General features: G+C 35.8%; 17 protein-coding genes and 1 tRNA gene. 16 read left to right on the top strand and 2 right to left on the bottom strand.

Annotation, left to right across the window (positions count from 1 at the left end; all coding sequences use genetic code 11):
• Positions 1–7 precede the first annotated feature (7 nt).
• The gene (locus tag MM213_RS00880; RefSeq protein ID WP_241409412.1) at positions 8–232 is read right to left on the bottom strand and encodes a DNA-binding protein; all 225 of its coding nucleotides are present in this window, start codon (positions 230–232) and stop codon (positions 8–10) included.
• A gap of 278 nt (positions 233–510) precedes the next feature.
• Here MM213_RS00880 and MM213_RS00875 point away from each other — a divergent pair, with 278 nt between their 5' ends.
• The 9 genes from MM213_RS00875 (at position 511) to MM213_RS00835 (ending at position 19,453) form a co-directional block, all read left to right on the top strand.
• The gene (locus MM213_RS00875; RefSeq protein ID WP_241409411.1) at positions 511–1,059 is read left to right on the top strand and encodes an RNA polymerase sigma factor; all 549 of its coding nucleotides are present in this window, start codon (positions 511–513) and stop codon (positions 1,057–1,059) included.
• 233 nt (positions 1,060–1,292) lie between these two features.
• Positions 1,293–2,267 (top strand): FecR family protein, encoded by a 975-nt coding sequence (locus tag MM213_RS00870; protein WP_241409410.1) that lies wholly within the window; start codon positions 1,293–1,295, stop codon positions 2,265–2,267.
• Between the two features lie 75 nt (positions 2,268–2,342).
• Positions 2,343–5,798, top strand: a complete 3,456-nt coding sequence (locus MM213_RS00865; RefSeq protein ID WP_241409409.1) for a SusC/RagA family TonB-linked outer membrane protein — start codon at positions 2,343–2,345, stop codon at positions 5,796–5,798.
• A gap of 12 nt (positions 5,799–5,810) precedes the next feature.
• Positions 5,811–7,274: a SusD/RagB family nutrient-binding outer membrane lipoprotein gene (locus MM213_RS00860; protein WP_241409408.1), complete on the top strand. Its 1,464-nt coding sequence runs from the start codon at positions 5,811–5,813 to the stop codon at positions 7,272–7,274.
• Between the two features lie 12 nt (positions 7,275–7,286).
• The gene (locus tag MM213_RS00855; protein ID WP_241409407.1) at positions 7,287–8,810 is read left to right on the top strand and encodes an alkaline phosphatase family protein; all 1,524 of its coding nucleotides are present in this window, start codon (positions 7,287–7,289) and stop codon (positions 8,808–8,810) included.
• Between the two features lie 972 nt (positions 8,811–9,782).
• Positions 9,783–10,610 (top strand): helix-turn-helix domain-containing protein, encoded by an 828-nt coding sequence (locus MM213_RS00850; RefSeq protein ID WP_241409406.1) that lies wholly within the window; start codon positions 9,783–9,785, stop codon positions 10,608–10,610.
• A gap of 452 nt (positions 10,611–11,062) precedes the next feature.
• Positions 11,063–16,363, top strand: coding sequence for a beta strand repeat-containing protein (locus MM213_RS00845; protein ID WP_241409405.1), 5,301 nt, complete (start codon positions 11,063–11,065; stop codon positions 16,361–16,363).
• Between the two features lie 397 nt (positions 16,364–16,760).
• Positions 16,761–18,404, top strand: coding sequence for a T9SS type B sorting domain-containing protein (locus tag MM213_RS00840; RefSeq protein ID WP_241409404.1), 1,644 nt, complete (start codon positions 16,761–16,763; stop codon positions 18,402–18,404).
• A gap of 107 nt (positions 18,405–18,511) precedes the next feature.
• On the top strand, positions 18,512–19,453 hold the full coding sequence (locus tag MM213_RS00835; RefSeq protein ID WP_241409403.1) for a PorP/SprF family type IX secretion system membrane protein: 942 nt from the start codon (positions 18,512–18,514) through the stop codon (positions 19,451–19,453).
• 252 nt (positions 19,454–19,705) lie between these two features.
• Here the strand turns inward: MM213_RS00835 and MM213_RS00830 are convergent.
• Positions 19,706–19,794 (bottom strand) — tRNA-Ser (locus MM213_RS00830).
• Between the two features lie 1,168 nt (positions 19,795–20,962).
• Between MM213_RS00830 and MM213_RS00825 the strand changes: the two genes are divergently transcribed.
• The 7 genes from MM213_RS00825 (at position 20,963) to fahA (ending at position 25,047) form a co-directional block, all read left to right on the top strand.
• Positions 20,963–21,484 carry a DUF7935 family protein gene (locus tag MM213_RS00825; protein ID WP_241409402.1) on the top strand — a complete coding sequence of 174 codons (522 nt, stop codon included), beginning with the start codon at positions 20,963–20,965 and terminating at the stop codon, positions 21,482–21,484.
• Between the two features lie 9 nt (positions 21,485–21,493).
• Positions 21,494–21,910, top strand: coding sequence for a YkvA family protein (locus tag MM213_RS00820; RefSeq protein ID WP_241409401.1), 417 nt, complete (start codon positions 21,494–21,496; stop codon positions 21,908–21,910).
• Between the two features lie 21 nt (positions 21,911–21,931).
• Positions 21,932–22,648 carry an NAD-dependent epimerase/dehydratase family protein gene (locus MM213_RS00815; protein WP_241409400.1) on the top strand — a complete coding sequence of 239 codons (717 nt, stop codon included), beginning with the start codon at positions 21,932–21,934 and terminating at the stop codon, positions 22,646–22,648.
• Positions 22,649–22,651: 3 nt separating this feature from the next.
• Positions 22,652–23,104: a D-aminoacyl-tRNA deacylase gene (gene dtd, locus MM213_RS00810; protein ID WP_241409399.1), complete on the top strand. Its 453-nt coding sequence runs from the start codon at positions 22,652–22,654 to the stop codon at positions 23,102–23,104.
• A gap of 11 nt (positions 23,105–23,115) precedes the next feature.
• Positions 23,116–23,463 carry a nucleotide pyrophosphohydrolase gene (locus MM213_RS00805; protein ID WP_241409398.1) on the top strand — a complete coding sequence of 116 codons (348 nt, stop codon included), beginning with the start codon at positions 23,116–23,118 and terminating at the stop codon, positions 23,461–23,463.
• A 31-nt stretch (positions 23,464–23,494) separates the two neighbouring features.
• A complete protein-coding gene (locus tag MM213_RS00800; RefSeq protein WP_241409396.1) occupies positions 23,495–23,635 on the top strand; it encodes a DUF2256 domain-containing protein in 141 nt (46 codons plus the stop codon).
• A gap of 140 nt (positions 23,636–23,775) precedes the next feature.
• The gene (gene fahA / locus MM213_RS00795; RefSeq protein ID WP_241409395.1) at positions 23,776–25,047 is read left to right on the top strand and encodes a fumarylacetoacetase; all 1,272 of its coding nucleotides are present in this window, start codon (positions 23,776–23,778) and stop codon (positions 25,045–25,047) included.
• Positions 25,048–25,086 lie beyond the last annotated feature (39 nt).

The following is a 25,086-nucleotide window of genomic DNA, read 5'->3' as shown; positions in this document are numbered from 1 at the left end:
TTTTGCTTTATAAATAATAGAACTCAAAGATTTTCTTGGGATTCAGAAGCCCTCTAATCCTTAGGTTCTGTAATGATCCTGGAGAAATTTTGAGGATCCTTCGGACCTCGTCACTTTTAACCCAATCTTTTTGCTCATTTTTCATGGGCTTGAACAGTTCTTGGAGATCTTTCAATAATTGATGCCTCAATTCTTCAAGATCCTGCTTGGTGATCAGTTCTATCTTTGTCATGTTTGGAAAATTTGATAGGGAAGCAATTAGGAAAAATAAGTTTGCAATTATTCACAATTAGAAACCACTTTGGGGAAAAATCCATTCTGATATATAATCGGGGTTTTTATTTCTTGGATTAAAATTGGAGATAGCTATTTTAAAAAATCACGATAAAACAAATATGATTTGCTTCAAAAATTTTTACTTAACTCTATTTTAATAATTTCATAAAAACGCTTTGGGTAAAAAAACGTTTGACTTTGCATAAATTTGAATAAAGTAATACTTTATTCTCAATGATCTTATCAGACACTGCACTCATCGAAAAAGTCAACAAAGGTAGTAAAAAGGCCTTCGAAGAGCTCTATGATCAATACTGGGAACTACTTTTTGACGCTGCATTCCAAAGGCTTAAGTCTAAAGATCTGGCAAAGGATGTTGTACAAGAACTTTTTATTGACCTTTGGAATAGAAAAGGTAAAATTCAGGTGAAGCAAAGTCTTAAAGTCTACCTGTTGACAGCTGTAAAATACAATGTATTTAAAGTGATGGATCAAATCAATTTGGAAGAATCCCTAAATGGACATGAAGGGATAGTGATGCTTCCTTCAGATGATATCCTACCTTTTGAGGCTTTGTATGAACAGTTGGAGGATGCTTTGGAAGATTTCCCCGAAATGGCTGGGAAAATCTTCAGGATGAATAAACTTCAGGGCATGTCTGCATCAGAGGTTTCTAAAGAGTTGGGTATAAATATACAGTCTGTACACAATTCAGTCCATAAATCAATGAAGCTTTTAAAAGAATCACTCAGATTTAGTTCAGGTTTTATTTTGTTTTTATAAGCCTTAGGTTATATTCAGAAAGTCCTTTTAATTTCTGTTTGATATTTTCTTTCAATCGACTTAATGTAAAATATCTGCAAATTAATCATATTTGACTTTTGTCGTTTTACCTTTTGCAATGATAAAGCCTCCAATGAATGGATTAACATAGAGGGAACAATCAACCTTTTTTTTTAACCTAACCTTAATCTTGTTTTAGGGTAGTTTCTTCGAATTCCTATCACTTGTAGGTGATGAAAGGAAAAAAACAAAATGATTCAAAAATCAAAGAATCACTTTTTAGATTCTTAAGAGGCAGGAAGCTTCAGGATCAGCAATACCAAGAACTGAAAGATTGGTATCATAGTTTGTATGCGGATCAAGATCAAATTGACTCTGAGGAATTGAAAAAGTTAAAGGAAGATTCTTTGATGGAAATTCGCAGAGCCATCCAGTTTCAGGAAAAAAAGCAATTTTCATGGTATAGTTTGACAGCCGCAGTATTCGCCCTCATATTTCTTTCTACCATCAGTATTTTTTCGATTTACTTTTTCGATTTGACGGATTCAGATAATAGAGGACATGACAATTGGATTACTTTGGAAAGTGGGGCGGGTGAGAGGAAATCCATTTTTTTACCTGATAGTTCAAAAGTGTATATTTCCGGGAACTCAACCATCAGTTATTCTGAAAACTACCTAAACAATAGGGATGTAAAGCTTGTTGGGCAAGCATTTTTTGAGGTTGTAAGCAATAAAGACAAGCCATTTATTGTGCATACAGAAAAATTAAACACCACCGTATTGGGTACTTCATTCAATATCTCGGCACGTAAGGGCGAAGAAGAAAGGGTGGATGTAAAGACAGGAAAAGTAAATGTCAAACAAAGGGAAGGCACAAAACAGACTACTTTGACTAAGGGACAAAGAGTTACGACACAAAATCGTCAGATGGTAACCTCTTTGATATCGAATAAGGAAGAAGTCTTTGCTTGGATAGACAATACCTTGATTTTTAACAATATAACCATCTCTGAAATGGCGGAAAAACTAGAAGACTGGTATGGGATAGAAGTAAGAACCAAAGAAAAATTCAATACCTGTAGGATTACTGGTAAGTATCAGGGTCAGTCTATAGATGAAGTTTTAAAAATCATCAATTATTCTATAAATCTTAAATATCAATGGGAAAATGAAAAATTAATTATTGAAAAAGTAACCTGCGAATAGCAAGTGGGACTGCTCCAACAGCCCCACTAAAGATGCTGCATCAAAATAAAATCCTTCAACACAACACACAAAACTATGAAAAAAAAATTACTGAACCTCTATCTATCCCACTGGTTCAAACAAATGATTGGTCTTAGCCTGATAATTGGGATATTGGGTATTGCAATTCCAACTTCGGCCAACAACCAACTTTCACTCAAAAAAGCCATTAAAATCAATACTGGTGAAAAATTGGTTACCGAAGTTTTTTCTGAAATAGAAAAACAAACAGACTATACATTCTCATATTCCAACAATGCCCTGAAAAGTGCCAAAGTGAGATTGGCAACGAAAAATCCAAGTATAGATGAGTTGCTCAAAACAATGGAACACCAAGCGAAACTTGAGTTTAAATTTATAGATGATACGATTGCCGTGATTGTCAATAATTCCACATCAAATTCCAAAGAGCCTATTTCAATCAATGGAGTAGTTTTGGATAAAATGACAGGAGAAACACTTCCCGGGGTAAATATCTTGGTGAAAGGCAAAAGTCAAGGTACAGCAACAGATATTGATGGCCAGTTTAGTTTGGAGCTGGAAGTAAATGATGTTTTGGTTGTTTCCTTTATTGGTTATGAGCCAAGAGAGCTGAAAGTCACTAACCAGACTGACCTGAGGATCATTCTTTCCCCAACTGAACAGGCAATGCAGGAAGTCATAGTCACGGCATTGGGGATAAAACGTGAGGAAGCTTCTTTGGGCTATGCCACACAGGCATTGAACACAAAGCAACTCACAGATGCCAGGAGTAACAACTGGTCCAATGCTTTGGCAGGAAAGGTGGCAGGGTTACAAGTTGTTGGGGCTGGTGCGGGTCCAATGGGTTCACAGCGAATCACCTTGAGGGGTGAAACATCGCTCAATCTCAACAACAATGAAGCTTTGATAGTGGTAGATGGTGTACCAATAAATGGTCAAATTTCAGGGACAGGCTTTGGCGGCCACCTTGGTTCGGACAGCCCTGTGGATTTTGGATCGGCAGTCTCAGATCTCAATCAGGAAGATATTGAAAGTGTGACAGTACTAAAAGGACCTGCCGCAGCTGCTTTGTATGGATCTAGAGCAGCAAATGGAGCGCTTATAATTACAACAAAAGGAGGAAAACAAAGCCAAAAAGGGATTGGAGTAAGTTTCAATTCAAACATCAGTACAGAGCGAACGGGTTTGAGATGGCCTGATTACCAATATGAATATGGGGAAGGAAGGACATCAGATTACTATTCCTATCTGGATTCGGAAGATGGTCCTAATACAAGTACAAATATCGCAGCGGGCAGGGCTTGGGGGCCAAGATTCAATGGACAGATGTACTATCAATACAATCCTGACCACCCAGAAGGAATCCCTTCCGAAAGAACACCTTGGAGGGCTTATCCCGACTACATCAAGGGCTTCTTCAACCCTGGTTACACCATTACCAATAACATCTCCCTTGAAGGCGCAACGGACAGAAGTTCTGCAAGGGTGTCGATTACCCATTTGAACAACTCGTGGATCATACCCAATACTGGTTTTGAAAGACTTTCGGTGTCTACGGCACTTGACCACAAAATCAGTGAAAAACTAAAGATAAACTCAAGGGTAAATTATGTGAACAAGAAAAGTGATAACCTGCCTATGGCTGGATATAATAACCAAACCGCCATGTACTTTATGATCATAGGCACCACACCAAGTACGGATATCAACTGGTTCAGGGATTATTGGAAGCCTGGTTTGGAGCAGATTGAACAAAAAAATCCATTCAACCCTGGGCCTGACAACATTTATCTTCAGGTATATGAAATGTTGAATACAATCGATAAGCATGGTGTTATTGGTTCTGTATCCGCAACCTATGATTTTTCTGATAAATTGAGCCTCATGTTAAGAACAGGTTTGGACTTGTCACATGAAAACAGAACCCAAAGAAGGCCATATAGTATGACCAAATACCCAAGGGGCATGTTTAGGCAACAGGCTGTATTTAACTATGAAATCAACTCGGATTTTCTGTTGAGCTACAATGATTCCTTTGGTCCTAATTTCAACTTTTCCTTTAATGCCGGAGGAAATACCATGTTCAACTACAATAATTTCAATGGGGTTTATGCAGACCAATTGGCTATGCCTGGCCTATATATGATCAGCAATAGTCTTGACCAACCTGTAGCAGATCCAAGACTTTTAAGACGTTCTATCAATTCGCTTTATGCTTCAAGTCAATTGGATTACAGGGGAATGATTTATCTTGATGTGACTGGAAGAAACGATTGGTCAAGTACTTTACCCTCTCAAAACAATGCTTTCTTTTATCCTTCTGTAAGCACAAGTATCATCCTTGATGAAGCTTTCAATTTGCCAAGCATGTTTTCTTTTGCCAAAGTAAGGATGTCTTTTGCGCAGGTTGGCAATGATACCCAACCCTACCAGACAGCAAGGTATTATGATCAAATCTACGCAACTAGCTTTACCAACAATGCTACATTGTTCAATGCCGATCTCAAACCGGAAATCACAACTGCTTATGAAGCAGGAATTGATTTGAGATTGTGGCAAAATAAGTTAGGAATAGATATTACTGCATACCAAAGTGACAGTAGAAATCAGATTCTAGCTATTCCATTGGACATTACCTCAGGCTACCAGCGGATCTTGACCAATGCAGGCTTGATTAGAAGCAAAGGTTTGGAGTTTGTAATCAATACAAAGCCAGTTACAAGACCTAATTTCACATGGAATACATCCCTCAATTGGTCATACAATAGAAGTTATGTCATTGAACTTGCTGAGGGTTTGACAAACCAAATAATAGGAGAACATTCAGTGGTAAGTTTGGAAGCTAGGGTAGGAGGTAGAATGGGTGACCTTTATGGTTTGGGATTCCAAAGATCACCAGAGGGAGATATCATCTACAACAGCGTCGGTCTTCCTGCACAACTTGATCCTGAAAGAAAAAAATGGGGGAATGCTTTTCCTGATTGGAGGGCAGGGATTCTGAACCAGTTTTCCTTTGGAAAATTTAGGGCTTCGGTTTTGTTTGATGGACAATTGGGAGGAACGGTTTTTTCAATGACAAGCCATAAATTGAACACACTTGGAAAAACCAAAGTAACACTTCCTGGAAGGGAAGAAGGCATAGTCGGTGTTGGAGTGGTAGATAATGGGGATGGTACTTTTTCACCAAATACAGTTCAAACCACAGCCCAGAGATATTATGATGAATACTACAAGCATTCCAATGTTGAGACAAATACTTTTGACGCCTCATTTATCAAACTCAGAGAAGCGCGGATAGAATATGTAGTACCTCTTTCATTTATATACAGATTCGGTATCCAACAAGCCTCAGTGGCACTTTATGGAAGAGACTTATTGCTCTTTACAAAATTTCCTGCCTTTGATCCAGAGGTAGCAATGCTGAATTCCGGATCTTTTCTTCCTGGAGTTGAAATGACCCAATTCCCTTCCACCAGAACAATGGGAATGAACCTTTCCATCAAATTTTAAACGAAACTAAAGATGAAAAAAATAATCCTATACTTTATTGGTTTACTGTTGCTGCATTCCTCCTGCACCGGTGATTTTGAAGAAATGAACCTTGATCCAAACAGGCCGACTGACGTCTTTCCAGGAGTGATGTTGGATCAGCTCCAATACAGGTTGGTAAATTCAAGTATTGGAAGGGCACGCGGGTTTTCACATGAATTGATGCAAATGACTGCTCCACGGCTAAGTATCAACAATGGCTTGCATAGGTATTTTGTGGAACCAAACAATTCATCAGGCTTTTGGGATAACCATTACAGATTGATGACAGATGCTGAGGATATCTATAAAATAGCAGAAAAACTTGATGCAAAAGCGTATATGGGAGTAGCTTTGATTTTGAAAACATGGAGCTACTCACTCTTGACAGATGCTTTTGGTGATATCCCTTATACGGAAGCCAATAGGGTCGAAGAAGGAATCGTGAAACCGATTTTTGATACACAAAAAGATATCTATATCAATTTGCTTCAGAACTTGGAATTGGCAAATGAGCTCCTTTCGCAATCCTCGACTTTTGTTTATGGTGGAGACCTGATCTATCAGACCGACGGTGCCGCTGGGATCTTAAAATGGAGAAAACTTGCAAATTCCCTGAGATTGAGAATGCTGCTTAGGATATTGAGCAAAGACGGCGAGTTGAATGTGCGCCAACAATTGGAAATGATCCTTTCTGATGGAGCAAAATACCCGGTATTCACTTCCAATTCGGATGATGCCATCCTCAGGTATCCAGGAAATTTCCCGTTTTTCAACCCATACTTTAATGCAAGGACGCTTGATTGGAGAGAAGGCACCTATTATACCGAATACTTTATCAATTGGTTAAACAGAAACAATGATCCGAGAAGGACTGTATGGGCAACAACCGTCAATGAAAATGGACAGAGGGTTTATAAAGGTATCATGAGTGGTTATCCCAGCAATGTGGAATATACCGTAAATGCCCACTCAAGTTATCGTGATGAACTCAAAACCCTTCCTGAACTAGGCATTGTCATGACTCATGCAGAAGTAGAACTGATAAAATCAGAATTAGCCTTAAGGGGATTTTATACTGGTGGAACAACAGAATTACACTATCAGCAAGGTATTGAAGCTTCAATGGAACAATGGGGTGTGGAAATGCCATCCAATTACCTTGATCAAGAAGATGTGAAAATTGAAGTGGGGGATGGGTTTGATGCCAAACTGGAAAAAATAATCCAGCAAAAATATTTCGCACACTACTTCAATGATTTCCAATCTTGGTTCGAAAAAAGAAGGACAGGTTATCCCATATTGCCAAGAGGAACTGGTATCCCCGTAGAAAATATATTCCCTTCAAGAATCACCTATCCTAATTATTTACAGGCCCTGAATCAGGAAAACCTTGAGATCGCAACAACAAGAATGGGCGGTGACACGCAAAATACCAAAGTTTGGTGGGAGAAATAAAAACTAATAATCATGAAAAATCATAAATCAAATTACCTACTTATTGTCCTGCTTTTTTTCTTCTCCTGTACCCAAGGAAATGATGAAAAGGCAGCATTGAAAACAGTGGTGATAATCATAGATGGCTTGCGGAAAGATTATATCAGCGAAAGTAATACCCCAAACCTTTATCGCCTTTCACAAGAAGGAGTTGATGGTCTCAACTCCCATTCAGTTTTCCCTTCTTTGACTAGGGTAAATTCAACTTCTTACGCTACTGGAAACTATCCTGCCAGACATGGGATCCTGGGCAATACAATCTACCTTCCCAAGGTAGATCTGATAAAAGGTATAAATACAGGTGATGCCAAAGAACTGATGAAAGCAGATAGCCTGGAAAATGGGAACTTGATAAACACTAAGACTTTTGGTGAATGGGTTGAGGAAAGTGGTCTTGCAGATTTCACAATCTACAGTACTGGGACTACAGGACAGTCCTTCCTTCTAAACCAGCGTGTAAAAGGAAGAGGTATCATCAATCCGGAATTGATTCTTCCAGCATCATTGCGTGATGAAGTGATTGCAAAAATCGGAGAAATACCAAATAGGGAAAGACCAAATTTGCCGAGGCATAAATGGGTTACTGATGCTTTTATCAACTTTGACCTCAAGTCCGATAAATCCTCCATCAGTACTATTTGGTACTCTGACCCAGATGCTACAGCACATGGTACAGGGATAGGCTCTGAAATGACCATGGCCGCAATAAAAAGCGTAGATGCCCAAGTAGGAAGGATTCTTGAAAATGTCAAATCCAATGGAATGGGAGAAAGGTTCAACATCATTATATCTGCAGATCATGGTTTTTCAACACATATAGGAGAGGTTTCACTTGATGAATTTTTCATTCAAAAAGGGTTGAAACTTTCAAAAGAATCTGACGATGTGATTGTAGTAGGTGGTGGGGTCTATGTTAAGGATAAAAATTCCATTCAACAAATTGTCGAAACTTTACAGGAAGAAGAATGGATTGGAGCTTTATTTACTGAAGCTAAGCAGGAAGGGCAAATGATAGGGAAGGTGCCAGGAACATTTTCTCATGATGTAGTCTATTGGAATAATAAGGAAAGGATGGCAGATATATTAGTAGATGTAAACTGGAATGATTCGATCAATGAATTTGGCTATAAAGGTTTTTCTTTCAATAGGGGAAAAGCTGGACATGGATCATCGAGTCCTTTTGAGATGCAAACTCCTTTTATTGCCTATGGCGCTGCATTCAGGAAACAATATGCAAATCCACTTCCAACTGCTTTGATAGATATTATGCCTACCGTTTTACACATCCATGGGATCAAGACTGACGGTGAAGTGGACGGAAGGGTTTTGGCTGAGATACTCATTGGTAATACACAGGAATATAAAGCCCCTAACCAGGAGATATTTGAAGAGGGAAATACATTGGCAACCCAAACTTACAATCTGAAAGTTTTCCGAAGCAGTTGGGACGGCAAAGCTTATTTCGATTATTCAAAAACAGAAAGAAAGCGAAATTGACCTTCTAGATTCTCAATCTTTACTCTTTAGGTTTGAAATCCATAAAAAACTATAAAAATTCTAGCTTGCCGATCTTTGATCTAGGCACTTCAATTGGTTTTGCAAGTATGAAAGATTAATTGTCAATTGAAGACTGAGGATTTTTCTTCGGTCTTCAATTTTTTTGAATATTGACCAAATAATTTTGTGTTTTTCATTCTGTTTTTCAAATTTTTATTGACAAGGTCAAAATTGATTTTGTTGTTATATTGAAATATCCCTGATAATTTAACATCATTAATAAGCTAGACTTCAGCTGGCATAAATTAAGCAAATCTGAATACGAACCAAAAGTAACAATCAAAGGAAAGGAGCTGGTAGAAAAATACTAATGGGTAGTTTAATAATTAAAAATGGAAGGATGCAAGTCAAATTTCATGACAAGTGCAATTTCAAAAGCCTTAAAAATCATCTTAAGAATCACCTCTAGAATCCCTTTGTTTCTTTAAAAAAACAGAAAGCAGATTGGATTTCGAACTAATATGAATAATTTTGTAATGATGTAACATGCATTTTATAAGTTGTAAACATCGAATTATTCACCTCTTTCTATAAATGTCTGGATTTAATTTATTGCTTCTAATAATTTCCTCTTTTTATACTTTATTATCTTTTATCTATCTCGTAAAAAATAATGGATTACGATATCAAGAAAAGTTGCTGGCTCTAACTTTATTGATATATTCCTTATTTTTTATGTCTAGGATCATTTGGTTTGACTTTGGTTTAATTTTAACAAATGTCTATTTCCTTGGTATATTTAGTCCGATAATGTTTTTGCCGGCACCCTTGTTTTATTTGGCAGTAAGGAATATCAGTGAGGGGACTAATGAATTTTATAAAAGAGACTTTATACATTTTCTTCCTGCATTGCTGAGTTTATTGGATTTATTACCCTTTTTCTTTTTTTCCATCGAAGAAAAGGAGCAAATAGTGAAATTGATTTTGAGTTCACCAGCAAAAATTAATTTTTATATAACTGGAATAATACCTAGCATTTATGTTTTTTCAACAAGATTGGTTTTGACTATAATTTATTTTGTGTTTTCTCTTTATTGTTTTTTGAAGTCCAAACGAATCAGGTTACTTGAGCATGATGGTTATAAAAAATGGCTTTATACTACACTGATCTTTATACTTTCTTTGAAGGTTTTGATGATTTTATTATCATTTTCCTCTTATTTTATTCAATTGTCAAATCAAGAATTCCCAAAAGTTCGAAAAACTCTGATAGTTTCGATTTTGGTTATTATTTCTATCTATATTTTCAGGATTTATTCTACACTCAATTTTAGTTTTATAAAGAATACGCAAAATCAACCTCTGAAGAAAAAAAGTAAATCTGTTGTTAAATCAAGTTCCATCCTGGAGGTTGATCCTACTCCTTTTTCATCTGAAGAGATTGAGAGTAAATCCAAATTGAAGGAATTGATAGAAACTGATTTGATATATTTGAATAACAGTATTACGGCAAAGGATTTAGCTAAACTATTAAAGATTAATACAAGAGAATTACCAGCTCTTCTACAAAGTGTCTATGGGTGTACTTTTAAAGATTTAATAAATCGGCTTCGTATAAAATACGCTTTAAAAAAAATTGATGATAATTTTCTGGATACCCAAACCATAGAAGCACTAGGTCAGGTTTCTGGGTTCAATTCTCGAATTACTTTTTTCAATGCTTTCAAAAAAGAACAAGGTTGTAGTCCAAATGAATACTGGAAGAGATATCAAGATGGGGAGGGTACGGAGCATTTATAGATTAAAAAAGCGCTTGTATAAATCAAGATTTTAATTCGGGAAAAGTGTATCTTGTTTTCTTTCACTTAAATTTCAAAAAACAAAACCTATACTAGGATGTCAATAATTTAGAGTGTTTCAATTGTTATATTTTTGCTCAATTCTTTAACAATTCGACGAGATATTAATTTGGATTTTTATTTTGAGCATGATTTAAACCTATTTTCTTTTTTAGACTTCAATTTTCACGATACCTATTTTGTATTTCATTTTGCCAGAAATGAACTTCTCTGACTATGTGTTTCAAAAACCGTTTTTGAAACATGCATAAGTTGAAAGTGCGTGGAGAAATGGTGTGATTTACGGGAAATTAGTACAAATTCATACGGTTTCAATAACATGTTGAATTTTGAAATCAATTAATTCCACCAGAAATAGGTCCACAAATTATCCCAAAACTTATATAAAGTAAAATGAAGAAAAATCTACTCTTGCTCACGTTGTTATTTTTCATTCCTTATTTGATTCAGGCTCAAGTTGGGATAGGAACAGAAAATCCACATGTTTCTGCAGCATTAGAAATTGAATCAAGCACTAAGGGGCTATTGATTTCCCGGATGACCTCTATTCAGAGAGAAGCAATTCAAAATCCGGCTACAGCTTTATTGATTTTTCAAACAGACGGTGACGTCGGCTTTTATTATTATGATGGAAATTCATGGATATTGTTGAAGAATTTTTCCCAAGAGAATGCAGATTGGAATGCTATTGACGGTGGGGCTAAAATTTTGAACAAACCACAGATATCTAAAGCAGGACTTTCAGGAGAATTTTATGATTTGAAAAATATTCCTGAATTAGTTTTTGTTTCAGACACGTCAAAAATGTTGATGACATATTTAACACTGTCTAAAATTCAACCTATTCTTGATTTGAAAACAGATAGAGCAACTTTTGAAGCTGAGATCATAAAAACAAATCAAACGGTAGCTATAAATTCAGAAAACATCACTTTGAACAAAGGCGAGATTGATGAATTGAAGATCGTTACAGATGAAAACAAAGCAGATATCTTGACGAATACATCTGACATCCAAACAAATGCTAATAACATTCAAACCAATACCTCCAACATTTCCACCTTGGAAACTGCAGTATCTGAGAACAAATTGGATATCAAAACCAATTCGGATAACATCTCTTTGAACAAAGGCGAGATTGATGCTTTGAAGATCGTTTCAGATGAAAATAAGGCAGATATCTTGACGAATACATCTGACATCCAAACAAATGCTACTAACATTCAAATCAATACTACCAATATTTTACAAAACACTGCAGACATTTCCACTTTGAAAACTGTGGTATCTGAGAACAAATTAGATATCAAAACCAATTCGGATAACATCACTTTGAACAAAGGCGAGATTGATGAATTGAAGATCATTACAGATGAAAACAAAGCAGATATCTTGACGAATACATCTGACATCCAAACAAATGCTAATAACATTCAAACCAATACCTCCAACATTTCCACCTTGGAAACTGCAGTATCTGAGAACAAATTGGATATCAAAACCAATTCAGATAACATCACTTTGAACAAAGGCGAGATTGATGTTTTGAAGATCGTTACAGATGAAAACAAAGCAGATATCTTGACGAATACATCTAATATACAGACGAACGCTACTAACATTCAAACCAATACCTCCAACATTTCCACTTTGGAAACTTCGGTATCTGAGAACAAATTGGATATCAAAACCAATTCAGATAACATCACTTTAAACAAAGGCGAGATTGATGTTTTGAAGATCGTTACAGATGAAAATAAGGCAGATATCTTGACGAATACATCTGACATCCAAACAAATGCTACTAACATTCAAATCAATAGTACCAACATTTCCACTTTGGAAACTGCAGTATCTGAGAACAAATTGGATATCAAAACCAATTCGGATAACATCACTTTGAACAAAGGAGAGATTGATGCTTTGAAGGTAGTTACAGATGAAAACAAGGCAGATATCTTGACGAATACATCTGATATTCAGACAAATGCTACTAATATTCAAACCAATACTGCAAACATTTCCACTTTGGAAACTGCAGTATCTGAGAACAAAGTGGATATCAAAACCAATTCAGATAACATCACTTTGAACAAAGGCGAGATTGATGCTTTGAAGGTAGTTACAGATGAAAACAAGGCAGATATCTTGACGAATACATCTGATATTCAGACAAATGCCACTAATATTCAAACCAATACTACCAACATTTCCACCTTGGAAACTGCAGTATCTGATAACAAATTAGATATCAAAACCAATTCGGATAACATAACTTTGAACAAAGGAGAGATTGATCTTTTGAAGATCGTTACAGATGAAAATAAGGCAGATATCTTGACGAATACATCTGAAATCCAAACGAACGCTACTAACATTCAAACCAATACTACCAATATTTCCACTTTGGAAACTGCAATATCTGAGAACAAAGTGGATATCAAAACCAATTCAGATAATATCACTTTGAACAAAGGCGAGATTGATGCATTAAAGATCGTTACAGATGAAAACAAGGCAGATATCTTGACGAATACATCTGATATTCAGACAAATGCCACTAATATTCAAACCAATACCTCCAACATTTCCACCTTGGAAACTGCAGTATCTGAGAACAAATTGGATATCAAAACCAATTCGGATAACATCACTTTGAACAAAGGCGAGATTGATGCTTTGAAGGTGGTTACAGATGAAAACAAGGCAGATATTTTGACGAATACGTCTGATATACAGTCGAATGCTACTAATATTCAAACCAATACTACCAATATTTTCCAAAACACAGCAGACATTTCCACTTTGGAAACTGTGGTATCTGAGAACAAATTAGATATCAAAACCAATTCGGATAACATCACTTTGAACAAAGGCGAGATTGATGCTTTGAAGATCGTTACAGATGAAAATAAGGCAGATATCTTGACGAATACATCTGAAATCCAAACGAACGCTACTAACATTCAAACCAATACTAACAATATTTCCACCTTGGAAACTGCAGTATCTGATAACAAATTAGATATCAAAACCAATTCGGATAACATCACTTTGAACAAAGGCGAGATTGATGCTTTGAAGATCGTTACAGATGAAAACAAGGCAGATATCTTGACGAATACATCTGACATCCAAACGAATGCTACTAACATTCAAACCAATATTACCAATATTTCCACTTTGGAAACTGCAGTATCTGAGAACAAATTGGATATCAAAACCAATTCGGATAACATCACTTTGAACAAAGGCGAGATTGATGCTTTGAAGATCGTTACAGATGAAAACAAAGCAGATATCTTGACGAATACGTCTGATATACAGTCGAATGCTACTAATATTCAAACCAATACCTCCAACATTTCCACCTTGGAAACTGCAGTGTCTGAGAACAAATTAGATATCAAAACCAATTCGGATAACATCACTTTGAACAAAGGCGAGATTGATGCTTTGAAGGTAGTTACAGATGAAAACAAGGCAGATATCTTGACGAATACATCTGACATCCAAACGAATGCTACTAACATTCAAACCAATATTACCAATATTTCCACTTTGGAAACTGCGGTATCTGAGAACAAATTGGATATCAAAACCAATTCGGATAACATCACTTTGAACAAAGGCGAGATTGATGCTTTGAAGATCGTTACAGATGAAAACAAAGCGGATATCTTGACGAATACATCTGATATACAGACAAATGCTACTAATATTCAAACCAATACTGCAAACATTTCCACCTTGGAAACTGCAGTATCTGATAACAAATTAGATATCAAAACCAATTCAGATAACATCACTTTGAACAAAGGCGAGATTGATGCTTTGAAGATCGTGACGGATGAAAACAAGGCAGACATACAAATTAATTCCTCAGCAATTTTAGCAAATACCGGTGAAATCACCTCTTTGAGCAATGCGGTATCTACAAATATTTCAAGTATTCAAACCAATGCAACAAACATTGCGCTCAAGGAAAATAGTGCAAACAAGTCAGCAGACATTACTTTATCAGATCCAACAGACACATTGTTTCCTACTGAAAGGGCTGTGAAGACTTATGTGGATGGAAAGGTTATTGATTTAACAACATACGTTAGTGGAGTCTTACCCATAGTGAATGGAGGTACTGGTTCAGGTACTAAAAACTTTGTTGATTTGACAACAAACCAATCAATTTCAGGACGTAAAAACTTCCAAGCTGATGTTGAGGTTAATGGAGTTCTTGTGGGTAGAGGAAATCATAATGAGAATTCTAACACTGCTTTGGGCTTAGGTGCTTTATCTTCGAATACAGGTTATGCAAACACAGCATTAGGTAGAGGAGCTTTAGCTTCAAATACTTCGGGAAATAGTAATACTGGAGTCGGTTATATACCACTTGTAAATACAACTACAGGATCAGATAATGTAGCAATAGGGGGACAGGCATTAGCAACAAATCAGACAGGTTCAGGAAACATTGGTATAGGAACAAATGCAAATGTTTCAGAAGGGAATCTTTCAAATACAATTGTAATCGGGCATAACACTACAGTTACAGCAAGCAATACTATCAAGCTTGGAAATGACTTTATTACTGATTTAAAAACTTCCGGCAAGCTCACAACAGGAGCAATAACATTACCAAATACAGATGGCATAGGAGGACAAGTACTATCGACAAATGGATCAGGGATAGTGAATTGGGTAACTCCTGCTATAGCAACAAATGATGATTTTGTTGATTTGACTTCAGATCAAAATATAGCTGGAATGAAAAGCTTCAATTCCAATTTACTTGTAAATGGAATTTCAGTTGGAGGTAGTTCGGGAATGATGGGCAATGAACCTACTAATACATTTTTAGGATATGAGGCTACTACAGGAGCATTTGGAAACGAATCGGCTGCAATTGGGAATAGGGCGAGTGCCACTGGTTCTCAATCTATAGCTCTTGGATCCAATGCTCAGGCTAATCAAACTCAAGGAATTTCGATTGGCTATTATTCATCCATAGGTTCAGGATATGGTTTTGCAATCGGGAGTTATTCCAAATCTAATGCAATGTATTCTGTTGCCTTAGGCCCATTTGCCCAAACCCAAGGAGATTATTCAATTGCCTTGGGGTATGAAGCGAAAGCAAGTGGTCAAAACTCTATGGCCTTAGGGAAAAATGCCAATGTTGACACAGAGAATACCATCCAACTAGGAAATACTGCTATCACTGATGTCAAAACTTCAGGAAAGCTTACAACAGGAGCAATTACATTGCCTAATACCGATGGTGCTGCGGGACAGGTTCTAACTACAAATGGAGCAGGAGTTGCAGATTGGACTACTCCAGGTGCTTCTGTGTCTTCAAATAGAACAGTTTTGACTACAGTCACTATTGAAGCCACAGAGCTCAACAATTATGATGTATCTGATGTTACTGTCATTTTTGTTAAACCTGCTTCATCTTGGACAAATATTTATGGTTTAAAAGGCGGAGTTTTAGGTCAGTTCATACATATCTACACTGTAAACAATCAAACTACGAATTGCTGTAATGGTATCGTATTTCATAATTTCAATAGTTCTAACAATACAGGAACTCAAAAATTTGTGGCACCTGGAGCGATATTAGTCGATTCCAATTCAAATACAACCCTTGTTTTTGATGGAACTTATTGGAGAGTATCTAAAGTAGGCGGGATGTATTAATTCCTAAGAAAATAATTTGACGGTAGAATAGATCCTGAAATCAAATAGATTTTTGAAGGATTCTATCATTTGAAGCAAGGCTATCATTTATAATGGACAACTAGTTCGTGGAGATAATTAATTACTGGTAAAAAGAAATTGTTACAGTGTAATTGAAGTCCTTGCTTAGTGTTTAAATAATATGATTATCCGCTTTCTTGCACGTAGCCAAACAATAAATTGTCGAATGAAAGATTTGTAATTCTGTATACTCTGAGCTATTTACTGCTGACGAATATCCGCAACTTACAAAGCTACTTCTCACGCTACGTGCAACAATGCAGTTACTCATTTTAAATAATTTCTATATTAATACACCCTTCTTTTATTTAGTTAAGTAAAAATTACTTTGTAGAATATGAAAAACTACTTCAAACTATTTTTGACACTTACCATTTTATTCTTCATTACTGCAGACCTTTTTTCGCAAAGTCTAACTTTGGTTAGCGATGCGAAAATAAGTTTGAAGCAGGAAGATGTTATTTTATCAGCTCCTTCTATAAAGCTATTTGATACAAGTCAGATTATCCAAGCAGAAAAGGTGAGGCTCACCCAATCCGATTTTATACAATTATTGAGTGCAAATGCATCATTGAGAACAAGAGTCTTAAAAAATGGTGAAAAAGCACACATTCAGGTTGGTATTGGAAGCAAAGCTGATATAGTAATTATCAACAGATCTGCATCTGGAGCCTATTCAATTGGTATGGATAGGTTAAATGATTCTGAGTCACTTCCATTTTTATGGAAAATCTCATCTTTAAATTCTAACATGTCTGTTGATATGGTAGATTTGCAATTTTTTTGGGATAAAGATGCAGAACCATTGGATTTTCAACTGAAATCCTTGATGAAAAGAGAAGGGGAAGATTGGATGATGGAATACGATCAGGAAATTCAAGATACTGATGTCCAACTTAGAAGGTTTTCATTTATAGATTCTAAACCTACTGCTTTCACAATTGCGACCAATAGATTGGATTCCGATGAAGATGGTGTACCTGACATCATTGAGATAAGGGAAGGGACTGACCCTAAAGATCCAACTGATTACTTGGATACAGATGGAGATAAGGTTCCTGATTACATTGAGAATATTCAAAATACAAATCCGTTGGATCCCATCAGTTATTTGGATTCAAATCAGGATGGAGTACCTGATTATGTTCGGGATAGGTCGCCTATCATGTTCATTAATCTTTCCAATGTTCAGATTCCTTGGGGATTCTCCAGTATTGATACCGTACTGCCGGATTCACTGATAGCTGTGTTGGGATCAGGGAAAATAATTAACATGAATATCATTTGGGATAAATCCAATTTGGATATTTTCAAAAGGGGTATTTATGATGTTTCAGGCAGCTTTGAACTGTCACCAGGACTTTTTGATGCCTATCAAATACCATCAAATATGCAGATGGAAGTCTTGCCAAAACCTGCACCTGAAGATATACGCTTATCAAATAATGTCTTTGATGCTGAAAAATCAGGCAATGAAGTAGTTATTGGAAGCTTAACTGTCCTTGATCCATTTGATAATCAGCATAATATTCAACTTTCAGGTTTGGCTTTTGATAATGTCTATTTTGAAATAAGGGATGGAGTTTTGTTCTGGAGTTCAGAGTATAGGGCAGATGGGCAAACTAGATTCAGAATTTTGATAAGCGTCCATGACCGAGATGGGAATGTCCTCGAAAAAGAGTTCACGATCATAAGAAATAGGATGTCTGTAAGTGACATTGAGATTGTGAATACATTTACACCAAATGGAGATGGAATGAATGACACTTGGGGAGTTCGTGAATTAAGGTTCTACACAGGAGTAACACTACAAGTTTTTGAAAGAAGTGGAAAACGCGTTTTCTATACTCAAAATCCAGATGATAGATGGGATGGAACTTTCAATAATATTGAACTGCCTATAGGTACTTATTATTGGACCGTAGAAGTAGAGGAAACAGGAGAGATAAGAAGGGGGATGTTGAATCTATTGAGGAAATAGGAGTAAGGATCAAAATAAAGGGAAAAATATTGTAATGATGTTTTTCTCCTTCACTTTGATCCTTCGAAATAAAATATAGGAACAGCTCAATTAATTGGGAAAAAACCATGAAAAAAATATATATACTTTGCTTTTGCTTTTTGTTTGTCTTTGAGCTTTATGGACAATCTAGGAAATACATTTCACAGTTTAGCCATTTGCAGAGCTATTTCAATCCAGGTCTGACTGGCTATGAAGGATCCAATTTTAGGGGTTTTGTCAGGAATCAGTGGGCCGGGTTTGAAGGTGCACCGAAAACATACTTTGCATCATTGGAAATCGATGTAGCAGATTTTTCAAAAAATTCAGATCCTGATAAAAATGCCTTGGGGATAAATATTCTTCATGATCAGTTTGGACCATTTGTTGAATCTGAATTGGTAGCAAGTTATGCTTCAAGGATTCAGGTAAGTGAAAAAACCTTTTTGAGGTTAGGAATAGGCGTGAATCTCAACTCAATCAGGTTGGATGGGACCAACCTAAGTACAGAGCAAGCTTTAGATCCCTTGGTAGGGCAATATATCAATGGCTTTGCTGATATGCGGGTTTTGGATTTTAATATTGGAATGGCTATAACTAATGCCAATTGGTACATTTCCTATGCAGTCCACAATGTCAACCAAGGATCGATCAGTTCTGGTGATATTTTTATGGATCGTAGACCTAGGGTAGGAGTTCTTCAAGCAGGATATAGGTCTGCTTTGAGTGAAAATCTGGCCGTGGCTACCAATTTTATGTATAGATCCCAAAGGGATTTACCGGAGAATATTGAGTTTAACTTCAAGGTGTTGATGATGGATAAAATATGGTTGGGAGCAGGCCATAGGATTGATTATGCCAATAATTTTCAATTGGGAATCATTTTCCCTGTGATGCGAATTGGCTATGTCTATGAGTTGCCAATGGTAAAATCATTCCTTTTGCCAAATACCACACATGAGTTTTTGGCTGTAATTCCACTTTTTAGAAAAAACACCAGAGAAAATAAGCATGAAGTATTGATTTGGTAAAGAAAAATAATTGACGTGAATTTTCTTGGTAATGATTGAATTGAAGGCAGTCAATAAGCAAATCAAATATTGAGAGCGAAATTTGTTGAATCCTTTCCCGGTACCGAATTACCCGTACGACAGTTTATCCGCCGCGGCGGATGGTTTAAGCCGAAAAAGGGATGTTAAAGCAGTATTTTGATTACTGAAAAAATTGTTGATCAATTACAAAAAAAGCCTCCAATCAAAAGATTGAAGGCTTTTTTACTAGAGTAGAGAGTGGGGGATTCGAACCCCCGGTACGGAATTACCCGTACGACAGTTTAGCAAACTGCTGGTTTAAGCCACTCACCCAACTCTCTATTTTTGGTGCTCACGATATAAATACTATGAACAAAATTAGTTAGACGATTAAACTATTCCTTGATTGAAACATTTTGACGTCTAATTCGATGCAAATATAATGGAATATTTTTCATATAAGCAATATTGATTTCTGTTTATATGACTATTGAAATCAAAAAAATCACAAGTATTTATTAAGCGTCTGTTTATCAATTAGTAAATTTTACAGGGAAAATGTTAAATATTTTTTCGCCGATGGATTTTTCTATTTGACCTTCTAGTATCTATCATTTTTTTACTTGATTATAGGCTTCTTTGCCAGTAGCTTCAATTCCAAGGTAGATTGCTCTGTTACATTCAATATCTGTGAATCTCTAAAATCAATTAATATCGGAGTTGAGTGTAAAAAGATTTTTTTGTCGTAACTGGTGAAGTTTCGTACTTACATGTATTTAAATCTAAATCAGCTTTTTTACTCATAGTTTCAAAATTTGATATGTTTTGTGTAAATTGAGACACTAATTCAAATGAAAACAAAATTTTAATTAACTATTGGTAAAATATGGCGTAATTATAATTTTAGCCAAACGAGTTAAAAAAAAGTTGAAAATCATGAAAAATACCAACTAGTGGGTATTTTTTGGAGTATTTAAGTTGCTTAATTTTACCATTGTCTAAGGATACACAAGGTAAGTTTTTTTTAAGGCGAATTGTTAAATTACAAAAGCTTTGAAATGTGATTGAAAACTTAATTTTATATAATAATATCTGAATTTGAACGAAATATTATAAAAGCATGGTAATAGAATCTCTCCACGGCATTTTTACAATTGTGACGAATGAAATTAATCATGATCAACTATTGGTCAGAGCCAAAAACAAGGAAGAATTAATGCGTATTTTTGATGAAAAAAGGATCTGTAGGTGTACAGAGGAACAAAACGACTATTGTGTTCAAATGTGCAAACAAGAATTTGCAAATACTTTGATAATGATGATCAAGGAAATAAATTACTCGGATTTTAACAAAGTATTGTTTGAAATTAACAATGTTTCTAGCAAGGTATTAGCTTAATATTGATCAACTTACAAGTAATTTATAAAGATCATGAATCCATTCATGGTCTTTTTTTGTTCTAAAACGTTATATATTTCAGATATTCACGTCTCAATCAAACTTTCAACATGGATTTCGTCGCTGATCTTTTAAAAATAGTACTGCCTGCTGCTTTGGTGATTTATGGAATGTATCTCACTGTAATCTCTTTTTTAAACAAAGAAAGAGAAAAGTTACTCGTCAGCCTTAAAACTCAAAATACACAGACCATATTGCCAATTCGTCTTCAAGCTGGTGAAAGGCTTTGCTTATTGCTGGAAAGAATTACACCAAATAACCTAGTAAGAAGAGTTAATCAAGCCGAATTTTCGGCAAGGGATTTACATACCCAATTGCTTCATGAAGTGAGGGAGGAGTTTAACCATAATTTGTCCCAACAAGTATATTTTTCTGATGAAACATGGGAGTCTGTAAAGCGTGCTGTTGAAGGAGTAGTCACGATAGTAAATTCTTCGTTTCAAGATATGAATGAGGAAGCAAGAGGAATTGATTTGGCAAAAAGAATCTTCCAAAGAACTTTGGATGAGAGAAATGATGGCATTCAAATTGCCCTATCTAAGGTCAAATCAGAAATAAGAATTTACTTTTAATTCAAAATCATGGCTTCGATAAAAGATAAATCAATAAGTTTTTACCAAAAAGCAAGAATGCTTTATTTGGAAAAAGCAGAAATCATTGCCGGAGAGGAGAGTAAGCTAAAAGATTTACTTCAAAAAACATCTAGTAGAATCAAAGACCTTTCAAACCATCCAAATGTAAAAACGGTGATAGAACCGATAATGGTTTTCAAAAGGATGATAAATGCCCATAAAAATGGTACACACAAGTTATCTACAAAAACACTCGGACTATTGGTCTTAGGACTGTTGTATTTTGTAATGCCAATAGATATTATTCCTGATTTCCTACCATTCATAGGTTTTGCAGACGACGTGTCAGTTGTAATCGCTATTTTTAATTTATTGAAGAATGAAATTGAAGATTTTGAAGCTTGGGAAAAAACGCAGCTTAAATAAATTAAGAAAAACATAAAAAAAATGAATAAACTAGCGATAATTTCCGGAACATCTGGATTGATTGGAATGCAACTTTTACACGAGTTACTGAAGGGATCCACATATGATACGGTCATTTCCGTTGGCAGAAGAACTTTAGCTTTAAAACATGACAAATTGATTCAGTTGGAAGTGGATTTTAAAGAAATCATCAATTTGGATTGGGAAAGTAAATTAAGAGATGCTGATTTGGGGGGTATTGTTTTCCCCATAGTCCAGGCTATAAAAGATAAAAAAGTTGATATCCATGCATTTTGTGCTTTAGGGACTACCATCAAAGCGGCAGGATCAAAGGAGAAATTTTACATGGTCGACCATGATTTTGTTTTCAATTTTGCAAAATGGGTTTTTGAATTAGGGGCAAAGAGATTTATGTATGTTAGCGCTATGTCTGCTAATCCACAATCTAAGATTTATTATAACAGTGTCAAAGGTGAAATTGAAGAAGACCTAAAGGTAATTCATTTTGATTATTTGGGCATTTTCCAACCTTCATTACTTTTAGGCTCGCGTTCTGAATTTCGACTAGGAGAAGAAGTCGCGAAGATTTTGTCCAAGCCAATTTCTTGGCTGAAGATTTTGAATAGCATCAGGCCTATCTATGATTATAAGGTCGCCAAAGCCATGATTTTTCATGCAAATGAAGCGAAGAATGTAAAAGTTGAAGTAGTTCAATCAAAAGAAATGCAAGCGTTTTAAGTTATGATTGTAGTGATACAAAGAGTCTTAGAATCTTCAGTTAAGGTAGATGGGAAAATTTGTGGAGAAATTGGAAAGGGTCTTTTAGTACTTCTTGGAATTGAGGATGCTGACAAACAGGAAGATATAGATTGGTTATCTAAGAAAATTGTCAATTTGAGGATTTTTCCAGATTCTAATGAAGTCATGAACAAAAGTGTTTTGGACATTGAAGGAGATATCCTTTTGATTTCCCAGTTTACATTGCATGCAAGTACAAAAAAAGGCAATAGACCTTCATATATCAAAGCTTCGAAACCAGATTTTGCAATTCCTATGTACGAGAAGTTCATAGAAGCTTTGCAAAAAGAATTGGGTAAACCTATTCAGACTGGGATTTTTGGGGCAGATATGAAAGTAGCACTGATCAATGACGGTCCTGTCACAATAAATATTGATAGCCAAAATAGAATTTAGCAATTGAACTTATGAATTTGAATTCAAAACAAATCACAATAGAACAAGCCCAAAAGGATGTAGATCACTGGATAAAAACCGTAGGGGTAAGGTATTTTGGTGAATTGACAAATATGTCAATTCTGATGGAAGAAGTAGGGGAGCTTGCCAGGATTATGGCACGAAAGTATGGAGAGCAGTCTTACAAAGAATCGGATAAAGGTGGGGATTTGGCTGATGAGATGGCAGATGTGCTTTGGGTGTTGATCTGCCTTGCCAATCAAACAGGGGTGAACCTGACGGAAGCGCTAGAAAAAAACTTTGAAAAGAAAAATATTAGAGATAAGGATAGGCATCAAAACAATGACAAATTGAGGTAAACACTTTTCAGTTTCTTTAAGTTAGTAAGAAATGAAAAAGGAACATTTACCTTCAAAAATTTGCATAGTTTGCAACAGACCATTTTCTTGGAGAAAGAAGTGGGAAAAGAATTGGAATGAAGTCAAATATTGTTCTAAAAAATGTCAAGGAAATAGAAGGAGTTCCTCTTAAAAATGACTTGACAAAGCCTGTTTTCACATTGATTTTTTATGTTTAATCTTTAATAATTTTACTATTTCAATGAATTTTGCCTTCATTTTTTAACTTGTGGTATTAAATATTAACTTTGTCTCAGAAACAAATTTTTGATAATGAGTAACCAAAATATTATACCCAAAACTAGCTGGGTAGCAGTACCAAAAAATTCAGATTTCACTATTTACAACCTGCCTTTTGGAATATTTGAAACCAAAAGAATTTCTGCTAGAGCAGGAATAGCAATTGGTGACAAAATTGTTGATCTTTCGGTGCTTCATGACGAAGGTTTTTTCTCAGATATTACCCAATTACCAAACGATATCTTCCTCAGAGATGCACTCAATGATTTCATAGCGCTAGGTAAATCAGTGACCCGCAAAGTTAGGGAGCGAGTGCAGGATCTTTTGGAAGAAGAAAATGAAAATTTAAAAGAACATCAATGTAGGGGAAAGGCAATGGTCAATCGAAAAGAAGCGATCATGCATCTTCCTGTAAAGATTGGGGATTACACAGATTTTTATAGCAGTATCGAACATGCCACCAATGTGGGCACGATGTTTAGAGATCCGGATAATGCACTTTTACCTAACTGGAAACACCTACCTGTTGGATATCATGGACGGGCATCATCTATCATTCCTTCTGGTATACCAATCACTCGTCCCAAAGGACAATTCAAAGACCCAAATATGGAATCGCCCGAATTTGGCCCGAGCAGAAGGTTGGATTTTGAAGTTGAATTAGCATTTATCACAGGGAGAGCCACCAAAATGGGCGATTCTATCAAAACAGCAGATGCAGAGGATTATATTTTTGGTTTTGTTCTTTTCAATGATTGGTCAGCAAGAGATATTCAAGCTTGGGAATATGTACCACTAGGGCCATTTCTTGGAAAAAATTTCGCTTCAAGCATTTCACCTTGGATTGTGACTTTGGAAGCTTTGGAATATGTAAGAATCGCTGGTCCAAAACAAGATCAGGAAGTGCTTCCATATTTGCAATGCGAAAAGGATCATGCTTTTGATATTACACTAGAAGCATATATTCAACCTGAAGGTAAAAACCTAAATAAAGTCTGCAAGACAAATTACAAATACATGTACTGGAATATAGCCCAGCAACTAGCCCATCACACTGTCAATGGCTGTAATATCAATGTCGGTGACATGTATGCTTCAGGTACTATTTCGGGATCCACAGAAGATAGTTACGGCTCTATGCTGGAGTTGTCTTGGAAAGGAACCAAACCTGTTCAGTTGGAAGATGGTGAAGAGCGGAAGTTTATCGAAGATGGAGATACCGTCATCATGAAAGGCTTCAGTGAAAAAGATGGAATCAGAGTGGGTTTTGGTGAAGTAAGTGCAAAAGTTTTACCTGCAAATTGACCTTGAAAAATTTTAAATTACTTTAGAAAAAGAGCCCCA

This window comes from Belliella alkalica (assembly GCF_022549785.1).
Lineage (GTDB): Bacteria > Bacteroidota > Bacteroidia > Cytophagales > Cyclobacteriaceae > Belliella > Belliella alkalica.
This window is presented reverse-complemented; position numbering and strand designations above follow the sequence as displayed.